We start from the raw sequence: 18166 nt of genomic DNA on the forward strand, positions 1-18166 counted from the left end.
AGATCGGCGTCAGGGGCGAACCGCGCGCGCGCCTGGCCGATGTCACTCCACCATCAAGAAAATTTGTGAGCGCAACGCGGGCCGCCGGTCGGATTCCCGGCGGGTGTTGTTTTCCAGGCATTTACTTTGTCGGCGGGATTTTCTTGTTTGGACTGCGGAAATCACCCGCGCCCGCCTGGCGCGCATCATTTGGTTACGCAACCCGGACGTTACTACCGAATGCAGGATAGGCGAAGCCGGCCCACGAGAGGCCGGGTGGAATTGCATTCAACCCGCTGCGTTGCGGCGACATTGGATTGGAGAGACCGATGAATTTGCGGACGAGCTTGGCCATTGCGGCCGTGGTCGGTGCTGGCCTGTTGGCCTCGTCGCGCGCCGAGGCCCGCCCGGATGTGGTGGCCTATAGCGGCGACTATTCGCCGGGCACCATCGTGGTGAAGACCCACGAGCGCCGGCTCTATCTCATTCTCGATGACCGCACCGCGGTGCGTTACCCGGTCGGCGTCGGCAAGGTCGGCAAGCAATGGGCCGGCGCCACCAAGATCGACGGCAAATATCGCGAGCCGGCCTGGGCGCCGCCCGCCGACGTCAAGCGCGACAATCCCAATATCCCCGACGTGATTCCCGGCGGTTCGCCGGCCAACCCGATGGGCGTGGCGGCGATGACGCTGGCCGGCGGCGAATACGCCATCCACGGCACCAACCGCCCGGCCTCGATCGGCGGCTTCGTCTCGTATGGTTGCGTGCGGATGTATAACGAAGACATCAGCGACCTGTATCAGCGGGTCCCGGTCGGCACCCAGGTCGTGGTGACCGAGCGCTGAGATCTATCATTTCGGCAACCGTCAGAGCCGCGCTTCTTGCGCGGCTCTTTCTTGCGCCTGGCGAACCGAATCCGCGCTCGGGTTGCAGACGATACGAATTACACTCTCCCTGTAGTTGTACCAGGTGAAATTTTCACCTTCTCTTTATCGTTAAGCCGTCCTGTACAGCCTCACTCTTTTTGGGGCGCTCGATGGCAAAATTCCGTATTGGCACGAAACTGGGATTGACCACCGGCATCGGCGTGTTGCTGGTCGGCGGGATGCTCACCAACGAATGGCTGGGCAATGATTCGATCGCCACGTCCAGCCGTCTGGTGCTGGTCAACACCAGCAACAAGGCGAACGCCCAGGCGGCCGACGCTGCGATGCTACGCGCGCAGCTCGCGATCCGCGATCTCTCCGACGTGCAGACCGGGGAACAGCTCGACGGCAGCGCCCGCAAGGGTCGCGATGCCATCACGGAAGCCAAACGCGAGATCGAGGCCGCCGAACAGCGCGCCACCCGCGAGGTGACCAAGACCGCCTACCGGGAGATCAGACCGCTGCTGGAGCGCAGCGACGCGCTGATCGGCGAACTGACGGCCGCGCGCAAATCGGCGATCGCGGCGATGGCCGGGCGCGCCGCCGTCACCGCCGCTTGGACCCAGTCGCTCGAAACGCTGATCGCCTCCAGGGCTTTCGCCGCGCTCGACAATCGGGGCGACATCGAGGGTGCACTGCGCCAAGCCGACGCGCTGTTGCAATCGTCCCGCGCCGCATCCTGGCAATTCGTGGCGCTATCCGACCTCAAGCTGGTTGCAACCGTTACCGGCGACGAGGCCAAATCGCTCGAGGCGCTGAATCGCGCGCGCAGCTTGACCGACAACCGCGCCAGCGTCGCGGCGATCGATGCGCTGATCGCGGACGCCAAAGGCTACCAGACGGCCACCGACGCGGTGATAAAGGCGGAGGTTCAGGCGATCGCCACGCGCAGGGACAAGATCGCGCCGGTGATCGGCGAGATCGACGTTCGCATCGACAAGCTGGTCGGCGTCGCCAACGAATTCACCGCCAAGCGCCAGGGAGAATTGCTGGCGTTGCTGGAGCAAGTCCGTAACGTCGGCAGCATTGTCGGGGTGATGGTGGTTCTGGTGCTGATCGGCTCGGCGCTGTTCTCGGTGATGAATATCGCCCGCCCGATCCGCCGGATCGGCGAGGTGCTGTTGGAATTGGCCGGCGGCAACAAGGCCGTGGCGATCCCCTACACCGAACGCGGCGACGAGGTCGGCGACAACGCCCGCGCCGCCAGCACCTTCAAGGACAATCTGATCCAGATCGAACGCATGGAGAGCGAGCAGAAGAGCCTCGAACTGGCGACCGCCGCGCAGCGCAAGGCCGACATGAACCAACTGGCCGATCAGTTCCAGGCCGCGGTCGGCGGCATCGTCGCCACGGTGTCGACCGCCTCCGGTGAATTGGAGGCGGCCGCCGGCAAATTGTCCAGCACCGCCGAACAGACCCAGCAATTGTCCGGCATGGTGGCCTCGGCCTCCGAGGAAGCTTCCGCCAACGTCGAATCGGTGGCCTCCGCCACCGAGGAGATGAGCACCTCGGTCATCGAGATCAGCCGGCAGGTGCACGACTCCAGCCGCATCGCCGGCGAAGCGGTGAAACAGGCGCAGCAGACCGACCTGCGGATCAACGAATTGCTGAAAGCAGCAGGTCGGATCGGCGACGTCGTCAAGCTGATCACCGCGATCGCCGAGCAGACCAATCTGCTGGCGCTCAACGCCACGATCGAAGCCGCACGCGCCGGGGAATCCGGCCGCGGCTTCGCGGTGGTGGCGAGCGAGGTCAAGGCGCTCGCCGAGCAGACCGCCAAGGCCACCGACGAAATCAGCACGCAGATCGCCGGGATGCAGTCGGCCACCCAGGACTCGGTCGGCGCCATCAAGGAGATCGGCGCCACCATCACGAGGATCGCCGACATTTCCTCGACCATCGCCGCCACCGTCGAGGAACAGGGCGCCGCCACCGCGGAAATCGCCCGCAACGTCAGCGAAGCCGCCAAGGGCACCGCCGAAGTCGCCGACAAGATCGTCCAGGTCAACCATGGCGCCAGCGCCACCGGCACCGCCTCGGCGCAAGTGCTGGCCTCGGCGCAGTCGCTGTCGCGGCAGAGCAGCAGCCTGCAGACCGAGGTGACCAACTTCCTGCGCACGGTGCGCGCAGCCTGATCCTGCGCCGGCCGTCGACTTGCAGCGGCCGGCGCCTCGCAACTCGCATCCGTCACACTTTGCGGAAAAGAGCATCCCCATGGCCCCTCCCGTCACGCCGCACGATCGGCTGCAGCTGCTTGCCGATCGTGTACGCCGTCAAGATCCGTCGCTCGAGACCCTGTTGCTGGAGCCCGACGGCAAATACCAGACCCGCCGCGTCACGCTCGACGTGCTGATGCGCGAGATGACGGACTGCCTCGCCGCAGGCTTTGCCGGCCGCGCGGCCACCGACTTTCCGATGCACTATCTGGCCTGGGGCAAGTGCCGGGTCGGATCGACCGCGCTGACCAATCTGTTCGGCGTCACCGGCATGCCGTCCTATTACCAACCGCTGAAGATGATGCTGCGCCACCTGTTCGTCGGCCAGCAGCCGGCGCCGTGGATCATTCCGCGCGCCGCCGACCAGCCGCAGATCTTCAGCAAGGAGACCGCCGGGCCCTATGTGGTCGCCGAAAGCCTGTTCAACCCGCTGCGGCTGCTGATCGAAGCCGGCTATCCGCCGCACCGGCTGCAGCTGATCATGCTCGACCGCGAGCCGAAAAGTTCGCTAGCGTCGTCGCTCGACAAGCTGGCGGGCTGCGTGCCGGACGCCATGCTGCTGCAGAACTACGTCGTCGCCGCGCTGAACGCGACCAGGATCGAAAGCTACGCCAGGCAGCAGGGCGTGCCGGTGATCCACTACGTCTATGAGGCCAGCAAGGAGGCCGTACGATCGGTCCGCACGCTGTTCGATCGGCTCGGCCTCGCCGGCCGTTTCAGCGAAACCGCCGTCACCGACTGGCGCAACACCGGGAAATTGCGCTCCGACTCCTCGCGCATCACCTTCGGCGACGAGCCGTCGATCTACGACGTCGCCGGCCTGCACGGCGCCGACACCGCCTATCGCTATCATCCGCGCGACACCGAGACACTGAGCGCCTACCAGCGCGACATGCTGGAGCGCTGTGGCGTCAACGAGGTCTACCGCGGCTCGGTGGAAGCCTGCATCCGCGACCTCGGCCTCGACGCCGCGACCGCGGCGCGGCTGTTCAGCCACACCGTGACCCACGAACCCGCATGACCGACATCCTCGATGAGTTGGACGCCGGCCGGGCGCCGCTGGCGCCCACGCTCGCCGATCTGCGCGGCGATTGGGCGCGCGCGGAGCCTTCGGCGCATCTGCAGCGGCTGGAATCCGAGAGCATCCACATCCTGCGCGAAGTGGCGGCGGAATTCGCCAAGCCGGTGATGCTGTATTCGATCGGCAAGGATTCTTCGGTGCTGCTGCATCTGGCGATGAAGGCGTTCGCGCCGGGCAAGCCGCCGTTTCCCTTGCTGCATGTCGACACCACCTGGAAGTTTCGCGAGATGATCGAATTCCGCGATCAAAGGATGCGCGAACTCGGGCTCGATCTGATCGTGCACATCAATCCGGACGGCGTCGCGCAGGGCATCGGCCCGTTCAGCCACGGCTCGGCGCTGCACACCGACGTCATGAAGACCCAAGGTCTGCGCCAGGCACTGGAGGCGCACGGCTTCGACGCCGCGATCGGCGGCGCCCGGCGCGACGAGGAAAAATCCCGCGCCAAGGAGCGGATCTTCTCGCATCGCAGCGCCGCGCATCGCTGGGATCCGAAGAACCAGCGCCCCGAGCTGTGGAGCCTGTACAACACGCTGCTTGCGCCCGGCGAAAGCATGCGGGTGTTTCCGCTGTCGAACTGGACCGAGCGCGATGTCTGGGACTACATCCTGGTCGAGCAGATCCCGATCGTGCCGTTGTACTTCGCGGCGCTGCGCCCGGTGGTGGAACGCGACGGCGCGCTGATCATGGTCGACGACGCGCGGATGCCGTTGCGCCCCGGCGAAGTGCCGCAGCTGCGCTCGGTGCGGTTTCGCACGCTGGGCTGCTACCCGTTGACCGGCGCGATGCCGTCCACCGCCACCACGCTGGAACAGATCGTCGACGAGATGCTGGCGTCGCGCAGCTCGGAGCGGCAGGGCCGCGTGATCGACCGCGACAGCACCGGCTCGATGGAGCGCAAGAAGGCGGAGGGTTACTTCTGATGCTGTGCCTCGACCACGCCCACGACACCGAGCTCGCCGCGCCGCTAAAACATCCCGTCGATCGGCCGACGCTGCGCTTCATCACCTGCGGCAGCGTCGACGACGGCAAGAGCACGCTGGTCGGCCGGCTGCTGTATGATTCCAAGCTGCTGCTCGACGACCAGCTCAGCGCGCTGCACGCCGAGAGCAAGAGCGCCGGCACCGCCGGCCAGGATCTCGATTTCGCGCTGCTGGTAGACGGCCTGCAGGCCGAGCGCGAGCAAGGCATCACCATCGACGTCGCTTATCGCTTCTTCGCCACGCCGCAGCGCCGCTTCGTGGTCGCCGACACCCCGGGGCACGTGCAATACACCCGCAATATGGCGACCGGCGCCTCCACCGCCGACCTCGCCGTGGTGCTGATCGACGCCCGCAAGGGCGTGATCGATCAGACCCGCCGGCACAGCCACATCGTCGGACTGTTCGGCATCCGCCACGTCGTGCTGGCGATCAACAAGATGGACCTGGTCGGCTTCGACGCCGCGCGCTTCATCGCCATCACCCACGCCTATCGCGCGCTCGCCGCCGAACTCGGCATCACCAACGTCTGCTACGTGCCGGTGGTGGCGCCGGACGGCGACAACATCTTCACGCCGAGCGCGCGGATGCCCTGGTACAGCGGCCCGACCATCATGGAGCATCTCGAAGCGGTGGAGGTCGGCGGCGAGATCCGCGAACGTCCGTTCCGCATGCCGGTGCAATGGGTCAACCGGCCGAACGCCGAGTTCCGCGGCTTCAGCGGCCGCATCGCCTCGGGCCGCGTTGCGCGCGGCGACGCGATCATGGTGCAGCCCTCGGACCGCAGCAGCCATATCGCGCGGATTGTGACGCCGGCCGGCGAGCGCGACGTCGCGGTGGCCGGGCAATCGGTGACGCTGCTGCTCGCCGACGAGATCGACATCAGCCGTGGCGACGTGGTGAGTTCGGGCGCTGCGGCGATGGTCTGCGACCAGCTCGCCGCGCGCCTGGTGTGGTTCGACGACGCCGCGCTGGTGCCCGGCCGCCGCTATCTGTTGAAGAGCGCGAGGTCCTGCGTCGGCGCGGTGATCTCCGCGCTGAAGCATCGCGTCGCGATCGACAGCATGGCGCAGCAGGCCGCGACCACGCTGAACGCCAACGAGATCGGCGCGGTCGAGCTCTGCCTGGAGCGGCCGCTGGTCTGCGAGACCTATCGCGACGACCGCGAACTCGGCAGCTTCATCCTGATCGATCCGCTCAGTCACAAGACCGCGGCGGCCGGCATCATCGACGGCGCGTCGCGCCGTGCCGCCAACAACAACTGGCCGGCGCAAGATGCCGGCACCGCCGTGCGGGCGCAAAGCAAGCCGCGGCCCTGCGTGCTGTGGCTGACCGGGCGCAGCGGCGGCACCACATCCATCCTTGCTCATCTGCTTGACAAGCGACTGAACGAATTCGGTCGGCACTGCATCCTGCTCGACGGCGACGCGCTGCGCCACGGCCTCAACCGCGATCTCGGCGTCGGCGACGCGGCGCGGATCGAGGGCAGCCGCCGCCTCGCCGAGATCGCCAAACTGTTCGTCGATGCCGGACTGATCGCGCTGGTCAAGCCAATCGCGCCGCCGCCATCCGGAACGGCGCTGGCGCGGGCGCTGTTCTCGGCCGGCGAATTCATCGAGATCGACGTCGCCGCGCCGGTGCAGGAAACCGCGCGGCGCGATCCGAAGCCGCTGGCGCGCCGGACCCGGGCGGCCGAGCTGCCGAAGCGCGCCGACCTCGTGATCGACGCCGCCACCCTCGCCGAAGCCGGCTGCGACCGCATCATCGCCTCTCTGCGCGAGCGCGGCTGCGTTTAGCAAAGCAGCCTTGCGTCGACGAAGCGCGCGCAAGAAAAAGCCCCGGAAGCGATCCGGGGCTTTGTCGTTGTGGGTGGCGCGATCAGCGCGGCGGGGCGACGCCGGGCGGCGGCGGCGGCAGCGACGCGGTGCCGCCGTTGAGCAGCGGCGTGATGCGGCGCACGGTGACCCGGCGGTTCTGACGTTCCGGCGCCTGCGTCGGCACCTTCAGATACTGCTCGCCATAGCCCTGCGACGTCAGGTTTTCCGCCGGCACCCCGAACTGCTGAGTGAGCAGTTGCGCGGCGGCCTCGGCGCGGCGATCCGACAGCGACAGATTGTCGGTGTCGTTGCCGACGGCGTCGGTATGGCCCTCGATCAGGAACACCTCGCGCGGGTTGCGTGCGATCGACTTGTTCAAGCCGTCGGCGATCGCCTGCAGCTTCGCGGCCTGGTCGGGCGGAATCTCCCACGAGCCCAGTTCGAAGGTGATGGTGTCGAGATCGATGCTCGGCATCCGCTGCCGGACGCCGGCGCTGTAGCGGATTTCGTCGAGCGAATAGCGTCGCTCGATCCGCTCCACCGGCGGCGCTTCCAGCGTCTCGTAGATCAGCTCCGGCGAAGCGTCTTCATAATCGACGATGTAGCGGTTCCGCGGAATCCGCAGCACCGGCGGCGGCAGATCGACGTAGAAGCTGCCGCGGTCGCGCGGCTCGCGATACGAGTTGTCGATGATGATGATCTCGCGGCCCTCGCGGTCGCGGCGGATCCGGCGCAGCAACTGACCGTCGCGGCCGTTGACGGTGATGATCTCCGAACCATCGGGACGGACCACGATGGTGCGGCTTTCATCGCCGACCTGCTGCACCCGAATATCGCGCGCACCATAGCGGAAGCGATCGACCTCGTTGTGCCGGATGAATGCCTGCCCGCCGGGATCGCGGATGATGACGCGGCCGGGCTCGGTGATCACCGTACGGCCGCCTTCCTGGACTTCGCGGCGCTGGTTGCGGAAGTCGGCCAGGTTGCGCGGGCCGGGAGCTGCCGCGCCGGGCGCGATCGGCGCCAAAGCTTGCGGCGGCGGCGGCGCCGGCGGGATCGGCGCGGTGACGGTCGGAGGCGGCGGAGGCGCCGCCGCCGCGCCGCCCGGCGATGCGGCGCCACGCTGCGACGCGCCGGGGCTATTGGGCGGTGTGCCGCCGGCAGCCGGTGCCGGAGCTGCCGCGGGCGGACTCGCAGCGCCGCCGCCGGGGCCTGGCGCGGGGGTTGGCGCAGGCGACGGTGCCGTACTCGGGGTGGGCGCAGCAGCCGGCGCGCCAGGCGCGGCGGCGCCGGGAGCCGGAGCCCCGGGAGCGGTTGCGCCGGGGGCGCGTCGTTCCAAGCCCTGTCGTTCGGCGGGTCCGGCACCCGGCGCGGAGCGTTGCGCCGGAGCAGCACCCGGCGGCGGCGTCACGGCCGCCGGCGGTGCAGCGGTCGGTGCCGAGGGTTGCGCCGGTTGGGTCGGGGCAGCTGGTCGCTGCGGCGCGGTCGCAGCGGGCGGAGCAGTCGGGCGCTGCGGCGCGGCCGCGGGCGGCGGCGTCGGACGGCGCGGAGCTTCGGGAGGCGCGGCGGCCGGCGGCGTCGGACGCGGTGCCGCAGCGGGCGGCGGGGCAGCCGGAGCTGTTGCAGCTGGCGGCGGCGCGGTTCGCGCCGGCGGTTCGGCGCGGGGCGGAGCCGCGGCCGGCGGCGGTGCCTGGGGCGGCGCAGCTCCGCCGCCGGGACCGGCCGGGCGCTGCGGCGCGCCGGGCGGCGGACCCTTCGGTGGCTGTTTCACGACCGGCTTGCCGTCGGGCCCGGTCTCGCCGGCGGGCGCCTGCGCCATCTGCTGCGGCGAGGTTTGCGCATGCGACGGCATCGCTGCGATTTGGCCCAGCGTCAGGGCGGTGGTGGCAAGCAACGCGACGCGAAGTGTGATCATGATGGAGAGGTCCTCAAAGGTACTTGGGCGGCGACAGAATCTGTCGGCCGAGCACGGACGGATCAATTGATAACGGTGGGGCCGCAATGTGGCGATCAGCAACAATCGGCCACATAATATATTCGGCTGCGCTAACGCCCTCCGCGGCGCTATTCATCACGCGTTCAGACCAGACGCGGGGCGCGCATGGTTTGAACGGGCGTCAACTACATGGTGGCCGGATTCGGCGTGGTCGGGCCGTCCGGTCCTCGGGTCGGAAATTCCTCCGGCTCGTAGCCCGGCAACTCCTCGGGTGGCGCCGGTTCGCCGGGATCGCGCATCGGCGGCGGCACGTCCGGCATCGGATTGCCGGGCGGCGATTCGAACGGCGGCTCGGTCGGGGTGCCGGGCGTGCTCGGCGGAATTTCCGGCGGCGGCACGTCGATCGGAGGCGTGTCCGGGACTTCCTGCGGTTCGCCGGCCATCAGATCGCAACCTTTCGATGTTCGCCGAGGTCGGGTCGCCCACCGCTGACCGCCGCCACCGCCATCTTCACGGTGCTGACGATGGTGCCCGGCGAATCCCAATACTCGGCCTCCTCCGGCGTTACCTTCAGCACGCGAATATTCGGATCTTCCGCGCTGTCCCACCACACCTTGGCGGCGGTGGTGAACAGCTCGCGGATCTTGGCGCGATCGTTGGACACCACGGCGGTGCCGCACACCGACACATACTTTTGGCCACCGGTATCGGCGAATGCGAGATTGACGTGACGATCGCGGTCGATCTCCTCGTCCTTGTGGCGCCGTGCGTCGGTGAGAAAATAGACCGCATTGTTCTGCGGCTCGACATAGGCGCCCATCGGCCGCGAGCGAATCTTGTCGCCGTCCTTGGTCGCCAGCATCGCAAAGGTGATCTTCTCCATCAGCTCCCAGGCGTGGTTGACATCACCGGAATTGGACTCAGCCGCCATCATGCGATCTCCCTTGAAAGGTTCGATCGATAACGGGGCCGAGGCGGCGATGTTCCACGATGCGGCGAACGAGCGCGTTGCGCTCCCCGCGCTTGACCAACTCGAGGACAAGATTTTCCGGGGCAACCAGCAGTTATTTCGTCACTGCGAGTCGAGCAGGGCACGTAGCGCCGGCCGAACAGCGAAGCCAGGGCTTCTTGCGGAGCCCTGGATCGCAAGGAACGATCTGAAACGCCGGATTGCGCGGCCGACGACCGCGGCCTTTAGATCTGGCGTTCGACCAGCTTCAACTTCAGATTGGCGATCGCTTCCGACGGGTTCAATCCCTTCGGGCAGGCCTTGGCGCAATTCATGATGGTGTGGCAGCGATAGATCCGGAACGGATCCTCGAGATTGTCGAGCCGCTCGCCGGTGGCCTCGTCGCGGCTGTCCTTGACCCAGCGGGTGGCCTGCAACAGCGCCGCCGGGCCGAGGAAGCGATCGGAATTCCACCAATAGCTCGGGCACGAGGTCGAGCAGCAGGCGCACAGGATGCACTCGTACAGCCCGTCGAGCTTGGCGCGATCCTCGTGGGTCTGTCGCCATTCCTTCTGCGGCGTCGGCGTGATGGTCTGCAGCCACGGCTCGATGGAAGCGTATTGCGCGTAGAAATTGGTCAGATCTGGCACCAGGTCCTTGACCACCGGCTGGTGCGGCAACGGATTGATCTTGACCGCACTGTCCTTCACGTCGTCCATCGCCTTGGTGCAGGCCAGCGTGTTCTCGCCGTCGATGTTCATCGCGCAGGAGCCGCAGACGCCTTCGCGGCAGGAGCGGCGGAAGGTCAGCGTCGGATCGATGTTGTTCTTGATCCAGATCAGGCCGTCGAGCACCATCGGCCCGCAGTCGTGGGTGTTGACGTGGTAGGTGTCGACGCTGGGATTCTTGGTGTCCTCGGGATTCCAACGATACACCTTGAATTCGCGGGTTTCGGTCGCGCCCTCGGGCTTCGGCCAGGTCTTGCCGCTGGTGACCTTGGAATTTTTCGGAAGCGAGAATTCAACCATGAGTTAATCTTTCTGATCGAGCTTCAGTAAGTGTTGGTCCACATCATCGATCCGAGCATTTAGCTCTACGATGAATGCTTTGAGGGTCTCTGCCCTCACACTAATTTCACCCATATTTGCATCGTACTTTCCGGTCCTGATCTGATCTTCAATTTCCATGAAGAACTCAATAATACCGAGGCGGGCGCCGCCCTTGCCTCCTATTATTGCCCTCATTCCTGATAAAGCTTCGATGCTGACTTCCGTTGAATTCTTGTGAGCGAACTCTTCTAGGCTTTCCATCGCCTCAAATACGTTCTTTTCGGAGTTGGCAAACCCTATCTCTGCTCGTTCAAGATCCGTCAGACTGATGGTTTCGCCCTTAGCCATTCGATCTAATAGAGCGAAGGTGCGATCCGGAAAGAAGTAAATGCTACGAAGGTCGCGCAACACCCTACGCACCTCTTGTTTCTTCCCAATGCCTATAGCAAGCCCAACAACCTTCGTTAGTTCGCGTATGAGCGCGAACGCCTTCGCAAAATCGAGTGCGAAGTAGTCAATCATTGCCCTCAGTACACCCGCGCCTTCGGCGGGATGTACTGCACGTCGTTGGTCATGGTGTAGTCGTGCACCGGGCGGTAATCGATCGTGGTCTCGCCACTGTGATCCATCCACGCCAACGTGTGCTTCATCCAGTTCTTGTCGTCGCGCGCCGAGAAATCCTCGCGGGCATGGGCGCCGCGGCTCTCGGTGCGGTTGGCGGCGGAGTCCATCGTCACCACCGCCTGCACGATCAGATTGTCGAATTCCAAAGTCTCGATCAGATCGGAATTCCAGATCAGCGAGCGGTCGGTGACGTGGATGTCGGAGATGCCGCTGTGCACGTTGTGGATCAGGCCCTTGCCTTCCTGCAGCACTTCGCCGGTGCGGAACACCGCGCAATTGTTCTGCATCACGTGCTGCATGTTTTCGCGCAAGCGTGCCGTGGGCGTGCCGCCCGAGGCGTAGCGATAGCGGTCGAGCCGGGTCAGCGACTGCTCGGCGGAGTCCGCCGGCAGTTCCGGCTGCTTGCCGTTCGGGGTCAGCTTCTCGGCGCAGCGCAGCGCCGCGGCGCGGCCGAACACCACGAGGTCGATCAGCGAATTGGAGCCGAGCCGGTTGGCGCCGTGCACCGAGACGCAAGCCGCCTCGCCGAGCGCCATCAGGCCATGCACCACGGCGTTGTCGTCGCCGTCCTTCTTGGTGACCACTTCGCCGTGATAATTGGTCGGGATGCCGCCCATATTGTAGTGCACGGTCGGAATCATCGGGATCGGCTCGCGGGTGACGTCGACGCCGGCGAAGATCCGCGCCGATTCCGAAATGCCCGGCAGCCGCTCGTGCAGCACCTTGGGATCGAGATGATCGAGGTGCAGGAAGATGTGGTCTTTCTTCTTGCCGACGCCGCGGCCTTCGCGGATCTCGATGGTCATCGCGCGGGACACCACGTCGCGCGACGCCAGATCCTTGGCGGAGGGCGCGTAGCGTTCCATGAAGCGCTCGCCTTCGGAATTCACCAGATAACCGCCCTCACCGCGGGCGCCTTCGGTGACCAGGCAGCCCGAGCCGTAGATCCCGGTCGGGTGGAACTGGACGAACTCCATGTCCTGCAGCGGCACCCCGGCGCGCAACGCCATCGCGCCACCGTCGCCGGTGCAAGTATGCGCCGACGTGCAGGACGCGTAAGCGCGGCCGTAGCCGCCGGTGGCGAGAATCGTGGTCTGCGCCTTGAAGCGATGCAGCGTGCCGTCGTCGAGCTTCAGCGCGATGACGCCGCGGCAGACGCCCTGATCGTCCATGATCAGATCGATGGCGAAGAACTCGATGTAGAATTCGGCGGAATGCCGCAGCGCCTGGCCGTACATGGTGTGCAGCATGGCGTGGCCGGTGCGATCGGCGGCGGCGCAGGTGCGCTGCGCCTGGCCCTTGCCGTAGTCCAGCGTCATGCCGCCGAACGGGCGCTGATAGATCTTGCCGTCGTCGGTGCGCGAGAACGGCACGCCCCAATGTTCCAGCTCGTAGACCGCCTGCGGCGCGTTGCGCACCATGTATTCGATGGAATCCTGGTCGCCGAGCCAGTCCGATCCCTTGACGGTATCGTACATGTGCCAGCGCCAGTCGTCCTTGTGCATATTGCCGAGCGCGGCCGAGATGCCGCCCTGCGCCGCCACGGTGTGGGAGCGGGTCGGAAACACCTTGGTGATGCAGGCGGTGCGCAAGCCGGCCTCGCTGCAGCCGACCACGGCGCGCAGACCGGCGCCGCCGGCGCCCACCACGACGACGTCGTAGCTGTGGTCTTCAATGGGATAGGCGTGGCCGTTGATGGCCGGCGCGCCGTTGCCGTTCGCGGCCATGCGTTACACTCCGGATGATAGTTTGAAAATCGCAAAGATCGCGGCCAGCGCCACGGCGATCGAGAAGAAATTGTTGGCCATGATGGTGACCAGCTTCAGCTTTTCGTTCTGCACATAGTCCTCGATCACCACCTGCATGCCGATCTTCATGTGCACGGCGCTGGAGATGATGAACAGGATCAGCGTCAGCGCGATCAAGGGCGAGCCGATGATCTGCGCGGCGCCGGCCTGGTTGCGGCCGAGCAGCATCATGATCACCACCACCACCGGCAGGATCAACAGCGTCATCGCCACCCCGGTGATGCGTTGCTGCCAGAAATCGGACGTGCCGGATCCGGCGGGTCCGAATTTGCGGACTTTGCCGAGCGGCGTCCGCAGGCTCTTGGCGCGGCGCGGCGTCGGACCGTGCGATTCCTCGACGCTCATCGTGCGCCTCCGAGCGTGAAAGCGACGATCCACAGCAGCACGGTGAGCACCACGCCGCCGATCAGCGCCGCCCAGGTCATCGATTCGCGTTCCGCGGCGGTGAAGCCGTAGCCGAGATCCCAGATGAAATGCCGCACACCGCTGAGCATGTGATGCATCAACGACCAAGTATAGCCGAACAGCATCAGCCGGCCGATCCAACTACCGGTGAAGGCCTGCACATTGGCGTAGGCGCTGGGCCCCGCCGCCACGGCGATCAGCCACCAGGCCAGCAGCAGCGTTCCGAAATAAAGCGTAATGCCGGTGAGCCGGTGCACGATGGACAACGCCATCGTCAGGCTCCAGCGATAGGCTTGCATGTGCGGCGAAAGCGGACGTTCGATCCTGGCGGTCATCGGCTGCTTACGGTTTGCGGGAAGCGGATAGCCCCGGCCGGGGCGCTTTAAACAGGCGTCTATTTACGAACAGGATACAATCCGCGCAACGGCGAAATCACAATCTGCGAACGGCGATTCAGCTTTTCGTCGGCGCGATGCGGATTCGGCCGGCCACGTTGCGCCGCAGCATGGATTATCGCGCGCCGCCCCCCAATGCCAGCCGGATTTGTGAAGCGCGATTCATAACCAGCAGCGTTTTGCCGCGAGGTGAAATGCAGCGAGGCGGCGCGCCCGGCGCCGTCCCAGCGCACATGCGGCCCGTGATAGTATTCCGCCGCGAATGTCTTTATCTCGGCTTGGTCGCAACGCTGCGACATGACGCACGGCAGGACCGATGAGCCATTCTCACCCCGATCACACTCTCCCCGCTCACGCTCACGATCATGATGATCATCACCGCCATGCGCACGGCGCGGGCGGCCATGATCACGCCGGCCACAGCCATGCGCCGAAAGATTTCGGCACTGCATTTGCCATCGGTATTCTCCTCAACACCGGCTTCGTGATCGGCGAAGCCGCATTTGGCTATGCCAGCAATTCGATGGCGCTGGTCGCCGACGCCGGGCACAATTTGTCCGATGTGCTCGGGCTATTGGTGGCGTGGTCCGCCGCGATCCTCTCGAAACGGCCGCCGTCGCAGCGCTACACTTATGGGCTGCGCGGCTCCTCGATCCTGGCCGCGCTGTTCAACGCCGCGTTCCTGTTGGTGGCGGTCGGCGCGATCGGCTGGGAGGCGATCCTGCGGCTGCTCGATCCGCAACCGGTCGCCGAAATCACCGTCATGGTGGTGGCCGGCGTCGGCATCGTGATCAACGGCGTCACCGCCTGGTTGTTCGCCTCCGGACGCAAGGGCGATCTCAACATCCGCGGCGCCTATCTGCACATGATGGCGGATGCCGCGGTCTCGGCCGGCGTGGTGATCGCCGGCCTGTTGATCCTGCTCACCGGCTGGAACTGGCTCGATGCCGTCACCAGCCTGTTGATCAGCGCGGCGATCTTCTGGGGCACTTGGGGATTGTTGCGCGACAGCGTGGCGATGTCGCTCGCCGCGGTGCCGCGCGGCATCGATCCGGCCGCAGTCCGCGCTTATCTTGAGCGCTGCGACGGCGTCACCCAGGTGCACGACCTGCACATCTGGCCGATGAGCACCACCGAGGTGGCGCTGACCTGTCATCTGGTGATCCCGTCGGGCCCGCCGGGCGATCGCTATCTGATGGAGATCGCGCATCGCCTGAAGCAGGAATTTGCCATTCACCACGCCACCCTGCAGGTCGAGACCGACCCCGCCTCGGCCTGCGCGCTGGCGCCGGATCATGTGGTGTAAGCGCGGCGGCAAAAATCCGCTGGGCAGCCACGAATTTCTAAAATAGCCTGCCGATAATCAAAAATATCGGGAGGCTTTAATGAAATTCGGAAATTGGTCGATTGTCGCGGCATCTGTGGTGATGCTGGCAACGTCGGCCCAAGGCGCGGCGGCGCAAGCCGTCAAGATCGGCATTCTCAACGATCAGTCCGGCGTCTACGCCGATTACGGCGGCAAATGGTCGCTGGAAGCCGCCAGGATGGCGGTCGAAGACTTCGGCGGCGAGGTGCTCGGGCAGAAGATCGAGATCGTCACCGCCGATCACCAGAACAAGCCGGACACCGCCATTTCCATCGCGCGAAAATGGTACGACGTCGACGGCGTCGACATGATCACCGAACTCACCACCTCCTCGGTGGCGCTGGCGGTGCAGGACCTGTCGAGAGAAAAGAAGAAGATCGATATCGTGGTCGGCGCGGCCACCTCGCGGATCACCGGCGATGCCTGCCAGCCTTACGGTTTCCACTGGGCGTTCGATACCCACGCGCTCGCGGTCGGCACCGGCGGCGCGCTGGTGGAAGCGGGCGGCAACACCTGGTTCTTCCTCACCGCGGACTACGCCTTCGGCTACGCGCTGGAAAAAGACACCAGCGAGATCGTGCTCGCCAAGGGCGGCAAGGTGCTGGGCGCGGTGCGCCATCCGTTGAACTCGTCGGACTTCTCCTCGTTCCTGCTGCAGGCGCAGAGCTCGAAGGCGAAGATCGTCGGGCTCGCCAATGCCGGGCTCGACACCGCCAATTCGATCAAGCAGGCGTCGGAATTCGGCATCGTCGCCGGCGGCCAGAAACTCGCCGGGCTGTTGATGACGCTCGCCGAAGTGCACGGCCTCGGGCTGCAGGCGGCGCAGGGCCTGGTGTTGACCGAAGCGTTTTATTGGGACCGCGACGACACCTCGCGGGCGTTCGCCGAAAAGTTCTTCAAGCGCACCGGACGGATGCCGAACATGATCCAGGCCGGCACCTATTCGGCGACGCTGTCGTATCTGAAGGCGGTGAAGGCCGCAGGCTCCAAGGACACCGAGGCGGTGGCGAAGAAGCTGAAGGAATTGCCGGTCGACGACGCCTTCGCCAAGGGCAAGGTGCTGGCCAACGGCCGCTTCGTCCACGACCTCTATCTGTTCGAGGTCAAGAAGCCGTCGGAGTCCAAGCGGGCCTGGGACTACTACAAGCTGCTCGCCACCGTGCCCGGCGACAAGGCGTTCCCCACCGCGGCCGAGAGCGGCTGCCCGCTGACCAAATAGGGCGCTATCCGATCGGTGCCGTCCCGGGGGCACTTGGGACGACACCGATCGGCCTTCGCGGAAGGCGGCATCCTTCGCGGAGGCTACATCGCAAGCTCGGTCTGATCCGGCAGCGCGACGAACTGATCCGCAACAAACCCGAGCGGCGCCACGCCCGAGATCTCCGCGTCGGCGGCCGCCGCGCGCGACAGATAGCGCGCGCATTGCATTTCGCGATCGTAGCCGAGCAGCACGCCGAGCATAAAATCGTGCTCGGCCGACAACTCGCACAACGGCCGCACCATGAACTGGCGCACCGCTTTCACCGCCGGGCGGCTGCCGAACACCACATTGACCCGCTCAGGACAGGCCTCGTGGACGTGGTGGGCGATGCCGATGCCTTCGAGCCGCGCGATCACCTGCGCCGCGGCGGCGGCGCTCAGCGTCATCATCGCCAGCGGCCGCAGCCCTTTCGACAGCTCGTACAGATGATGGTTGAAGATTTTCAGCGCCGCGCCGTTCAAATCAATCGACTGACCCATTCGGTAATCCTCTTCTCGGTCTTGGAGGACTGACTGTCCTGATCGAGCGCCAGGCCGACGAACTGGCCGTCGCGCTCCGCCTTGGAGCCGGTGAAGTCGTAGCCCGCGGTCTCGGTGAAGCCGACCACGGTAGCGCCCTGCTCGACGACCAAATCATAGAGCACGCCCATGGCGTCGACGAAGCAGTCCGGGTAGCTGACCTGGTCGCCGGTGCCGAACAGCGCCACCTTCTTGCCGGCGAGCTTGGCCTGGGTCAGCTTGTCGAGATGCGCCTCCCAATCGGTCTGCAGATCGCCGGCGCCGTAGGTCGGCGATCCGAGTATCAGCAGGCTGGGGCTTTCGAAGTCGGCGACGTTCGCCGCCTTGATGTCGATCGCGCGACCCTGGATGTGTTTGGCGATGCGGGAGGCGACCGCCTTGGTGTTACCACCGTCGGAGCCGAAGATGACGTTGACGCTCATTGGATTTCTTGTCGCATGAGGGCGGATGAGAAACCTGCGGGCACGCGGCCCGCAGGATCCCGGCGAGATCGAAGTCACCCGACCGTACGGTCGTTGCGAGCGCGTCTCAATTTCAAAAATAAGTCTTTTTGAGTAATTTTTACTCAGGACTACTTTTTCATAATAATAATTCCAAAGTAATCACTCGCGATCGCGCCTCAAGCGGCATCGTAGCACCGCTTTGCAGGCGCCGCGTCCGGCAACGACCAACTGGTTAGTTCGCGGGTCCGACATTCTGAGAGACTGCACCTTCTAAGGGCTGCTTGAGGGGGCCCGCCCCACCCAACGTCGTCATTGGGAGTTGAGGGCGGCGCGCAGCGCCGACTGAGAAGCGAAGCAATCCAACGGCCCCCTGCGTGGCCCTGGATTGCTTCGTCGCAACTGCTCCTCGCAAT

18 protein-coding genes are annotated in these 18166 nt (G+C 65.6%); 7 read left to right on the top strand and 11 right to left on the bottom strand.

Features of this window, described 5'->3' with window-relative positions; genetic code table 11:
* The first annotated feature begins 308 nt into the window (after nucleotides 1-308).
* From RPC_RS00315 to RPC_RS00335, 5 genes are all read left to right on the top strand, one after another.
* Nucleotides 309-824, top strand: a complete 516-nt coding sequence (locus RPC_RS00315) for a L,D-transpeptidase (RefSeq protein WP_011470547.1) — start codon at nucleotides 309-311, stop codon at nucleotides 822-824.
* Nucleotides 825-1015: 191 nt separating this feature from the next.
* On the top strand, nucleotides 1016-3040 hold the full coding sequence (locus tag RPC_RS00320; protein WP_011470548.1) for a methyl-accepting chemotaxis protein: 2025 nt from the start codon (nucleotides 1016-1018) through the stop codon (nucleotides 3038-3040).
* Nucleotides 3041-3119: 79 nt separating this feature from the next.
* Nucleotides 3120-4142, top strand: a complete 1023-nt coding sequence (locus RPC_RS00325) for a hypothetical protein (RefSeq protein WP_011470549.1) — start codon at nucleotides 3120-3122, stop codon at nucleotides 4140-4142.
* Nucleotides 4139-5125 (top strand): sulfate adenylyltransferase subunit CysD, encoded by a 987-nt coding sequence (gene cysD, locus RPC_RS00330; RefSeq protein WP_011470550.1) that lies wholly within the window; start codon nucleotides 4139-4141, stop codon nucleotides 5123-5125. Before RPC_RS00325 ends, cysD begins: the two co-directional genes overlap by 4 nt.
* On the top strand, nucleotides 5125-6978 hold the full coding sequence (locus RPC_RS00335; RefSeq protein WP_011470551.1) for a bifunctional sulfate adenylyltransferase subunit 1/adenylylsulfate kinase: 1854 nt from the start codon (nucleotides 5125-5127) through the stop codon (nucleotides 6976-6978). Before cysD ends, RPC_RS00335 begins: the two co-directional genes overlap by 1 nt.
* Before the next feature lie 82 nt (nucleotides 6979-7060).
* Here the strand turns inward: RPC_RS00335 and RPC_RS00340 are convergent, their stop codons facing one another.
* The 9 genes from RPC_RS00340 to RPC_RS00380 form a co-directional block, all read right to left on the bottom strand.
* Nucleotides 7061-8914 carry an OmpA family protein gene (locus RPC_RS00340; protein ID WP_011470552.1) on the bottom strand — a complete coding sequence of 618 codons (1854 nt, stop codon included), beginning with the start codon at nucleotides 8912-8914 and terminating at the stop codon, nucleotides 7061-7063.
* A 206-nt stretch (nucleotides 8915-9120) separates the two neighbouring features.
* On the bottom strand, nucleotides 9121-9378 hold the full coding sequence (locus tag RPC_RS00345; RefSeq protein ID WP_011470553.1) for a hypothetical protein: 258 nt from the start codon (nucleotides 9376-9378) through the stop codon (nucleotides 9121-9123).
* The gene (locus tag RPC_RS00350) at nucleotides 9378-9866 is read right to left on the bottom strand and encodes a pyridoxamine 5'-phosphate oxidase family protein (protein ID WP_041802263.1); all 489 of its coding nucleotides are present in this window, start codon (nucleotides 9864-9866) and stop codon (nucleotides 9378-9380) included. The genes RPC_RS00345 and RPC_RS00350 overlap by 1 nt, the downstream gene beginning before the upstream one ends.
* Before the next feature lie 263 nt (nucleotides 9867-10129).
* Nucleotides 10130-10912, bottom strand: a complete 783-nt coding sequence (locus RPC_RS00355; RefSeq protein WP_011470555.1) for a succinate dehydrogenase iron-sulfur subunit — start codon at nucleotides 10910-10912, stop codon at nucleotides 10130-10132.
* A gap of 3 nt (nucleotides 10913-10915) precedes the next feature.
* Nucleotides 10916-11455 carry a hypothetical protein gene (locus tag RPC_RS00360; protein ID WP_011470556.1) on the bottom strand — a complete coding sequence of 180 codons (540 nt, stop codon included), beginning with the start codon at nucleotides 11453-11455 and terminating at the stop codon, nucleotides 10916-10918.
* Nucleotides 11456-11460: 5 nt separating this feature from the next.
* Entirely contained in the window at nucleotides 11461-13284 is a 1824-nt protein-coding gene (sdhA, locus tag RPC_RS00365) for a succinate dehydrogenase flavoprotein subunit (RefSeq protein ID WP_011470557.1), read from the bottom strand.
* Nucleotides 13285-13287: 3 nt separating this feature from the next.
* Nucleotides 13288-13710, bottom strand: a complete 423-nt coding sequence (sdhD, locus tag RPC_RS00370; RefSeq protein WP_011470558.1) for a succinate dehydrogenase, hydrophobic membrane anchor protein — start codon at nucleotides 13708-13710, stop codon at nucleotides 13288-13290.
* Nucleotides 13707-14105, bottom strand: a complete 399-nt coding sequence (gene sdhC / locus RPC_RS00375; protein ID WP_011470559.1) for a succinate dehydrogenase, cytochrome b556 subunit — start codon at nucleotides 14103-14105, stop codon at nucleotides 13707-13709. The genes sdhD and sdhC overlap by 4 nt, the downstream gene beginning before the upstream one ends.
* Before the next feature lie 59 nt (nucleotides 14106-14164).
* On the bottom strand, nucleotides 14165-14464 hold the full coding sequence (locus RPC_RS00380) for a hypothetical protein (protein WP_041801213.1): 300 nt from the start codon (nucleotides 14462-14464) through the stop codon (nucleotides 14165-14167).
* A gap of 17 nt (nucleotides 14465-14481) precedes the next feature.
* On the opposite strand from RPC_RS00380, the gene RPC_RS00385 reads away from it, so the two are divergent.
* A complete protein-coding gene (locus RPC_RS00385) occupies nucleotides 14482-15471 on the top strand; it encodes a cation diffusion facilitator family transporter (RefSeq protein ID WP_011470560.1) in 990 nt (329 codons plus the stop codon).
* A gap of 79 nt (nucleotides 15472-15550) precedes the next feature.
* Nucleotides 15551-16750 (top strand): ABC transporter substrate-binding protein, encoded by a 1200-nt coding sequence (locus tag RPC_RS00390; RefSeq protein ID WP_011470561.1) that lies wholly within the window; start codon nucleotides 15551-15553, stop codon nucleotides 16748-16750.
* 83 nt (nucleotides 16751-16833) lie between these two features.
* On the opposite strand, the gene RPC_RS00395 is transcribed toward RPC_RS00390, so the two are convergent.
* Together RPC_RS00395 and fldA are read right to left on the bottom strand one after the other, a co-directional pair.
* Nucleotides 16834-17271 carry a DUF2023 family protein gene (locus tag RPC_RS00395; protein ID WP_011470562.1) on the bottom strand — a complete coding sequence of 146 codons (438 nt, stop codon included), beginning with the start codon at nucleotides 17269-17271 and terminating at the stop codon, nucleotides 16834-16836.
* A complete protein-coding gene (gene fldA / locus RPC_RS00400) occupies nucleotides 17250-17732 on the bottom strand; it encodes a flavodoxin FldA (RefSeq protein WP_011470563.1) in 483 nt (160 codons plus the stop codon). The genes RPC_RS00395 and fldA overlap by 22 nt, the downstream gene beginning before the upstream one ends.
* Nucleotides 17733-18166 lie beyond the last annotated feature (434 nt).

The sequence above is a fragment of the Rhodopseudomonas palustris BisB18 genome (assembly GCF_000013745.1).
Classification (GTDB): domain Bacteria; phylum Pseudomonadota; class Alphaproteobacteria; order Rhizobiales; family Xanthobacteraceae; genus Rhodopseudomonas_A; species Rhodopseudomonas_A palustris_F.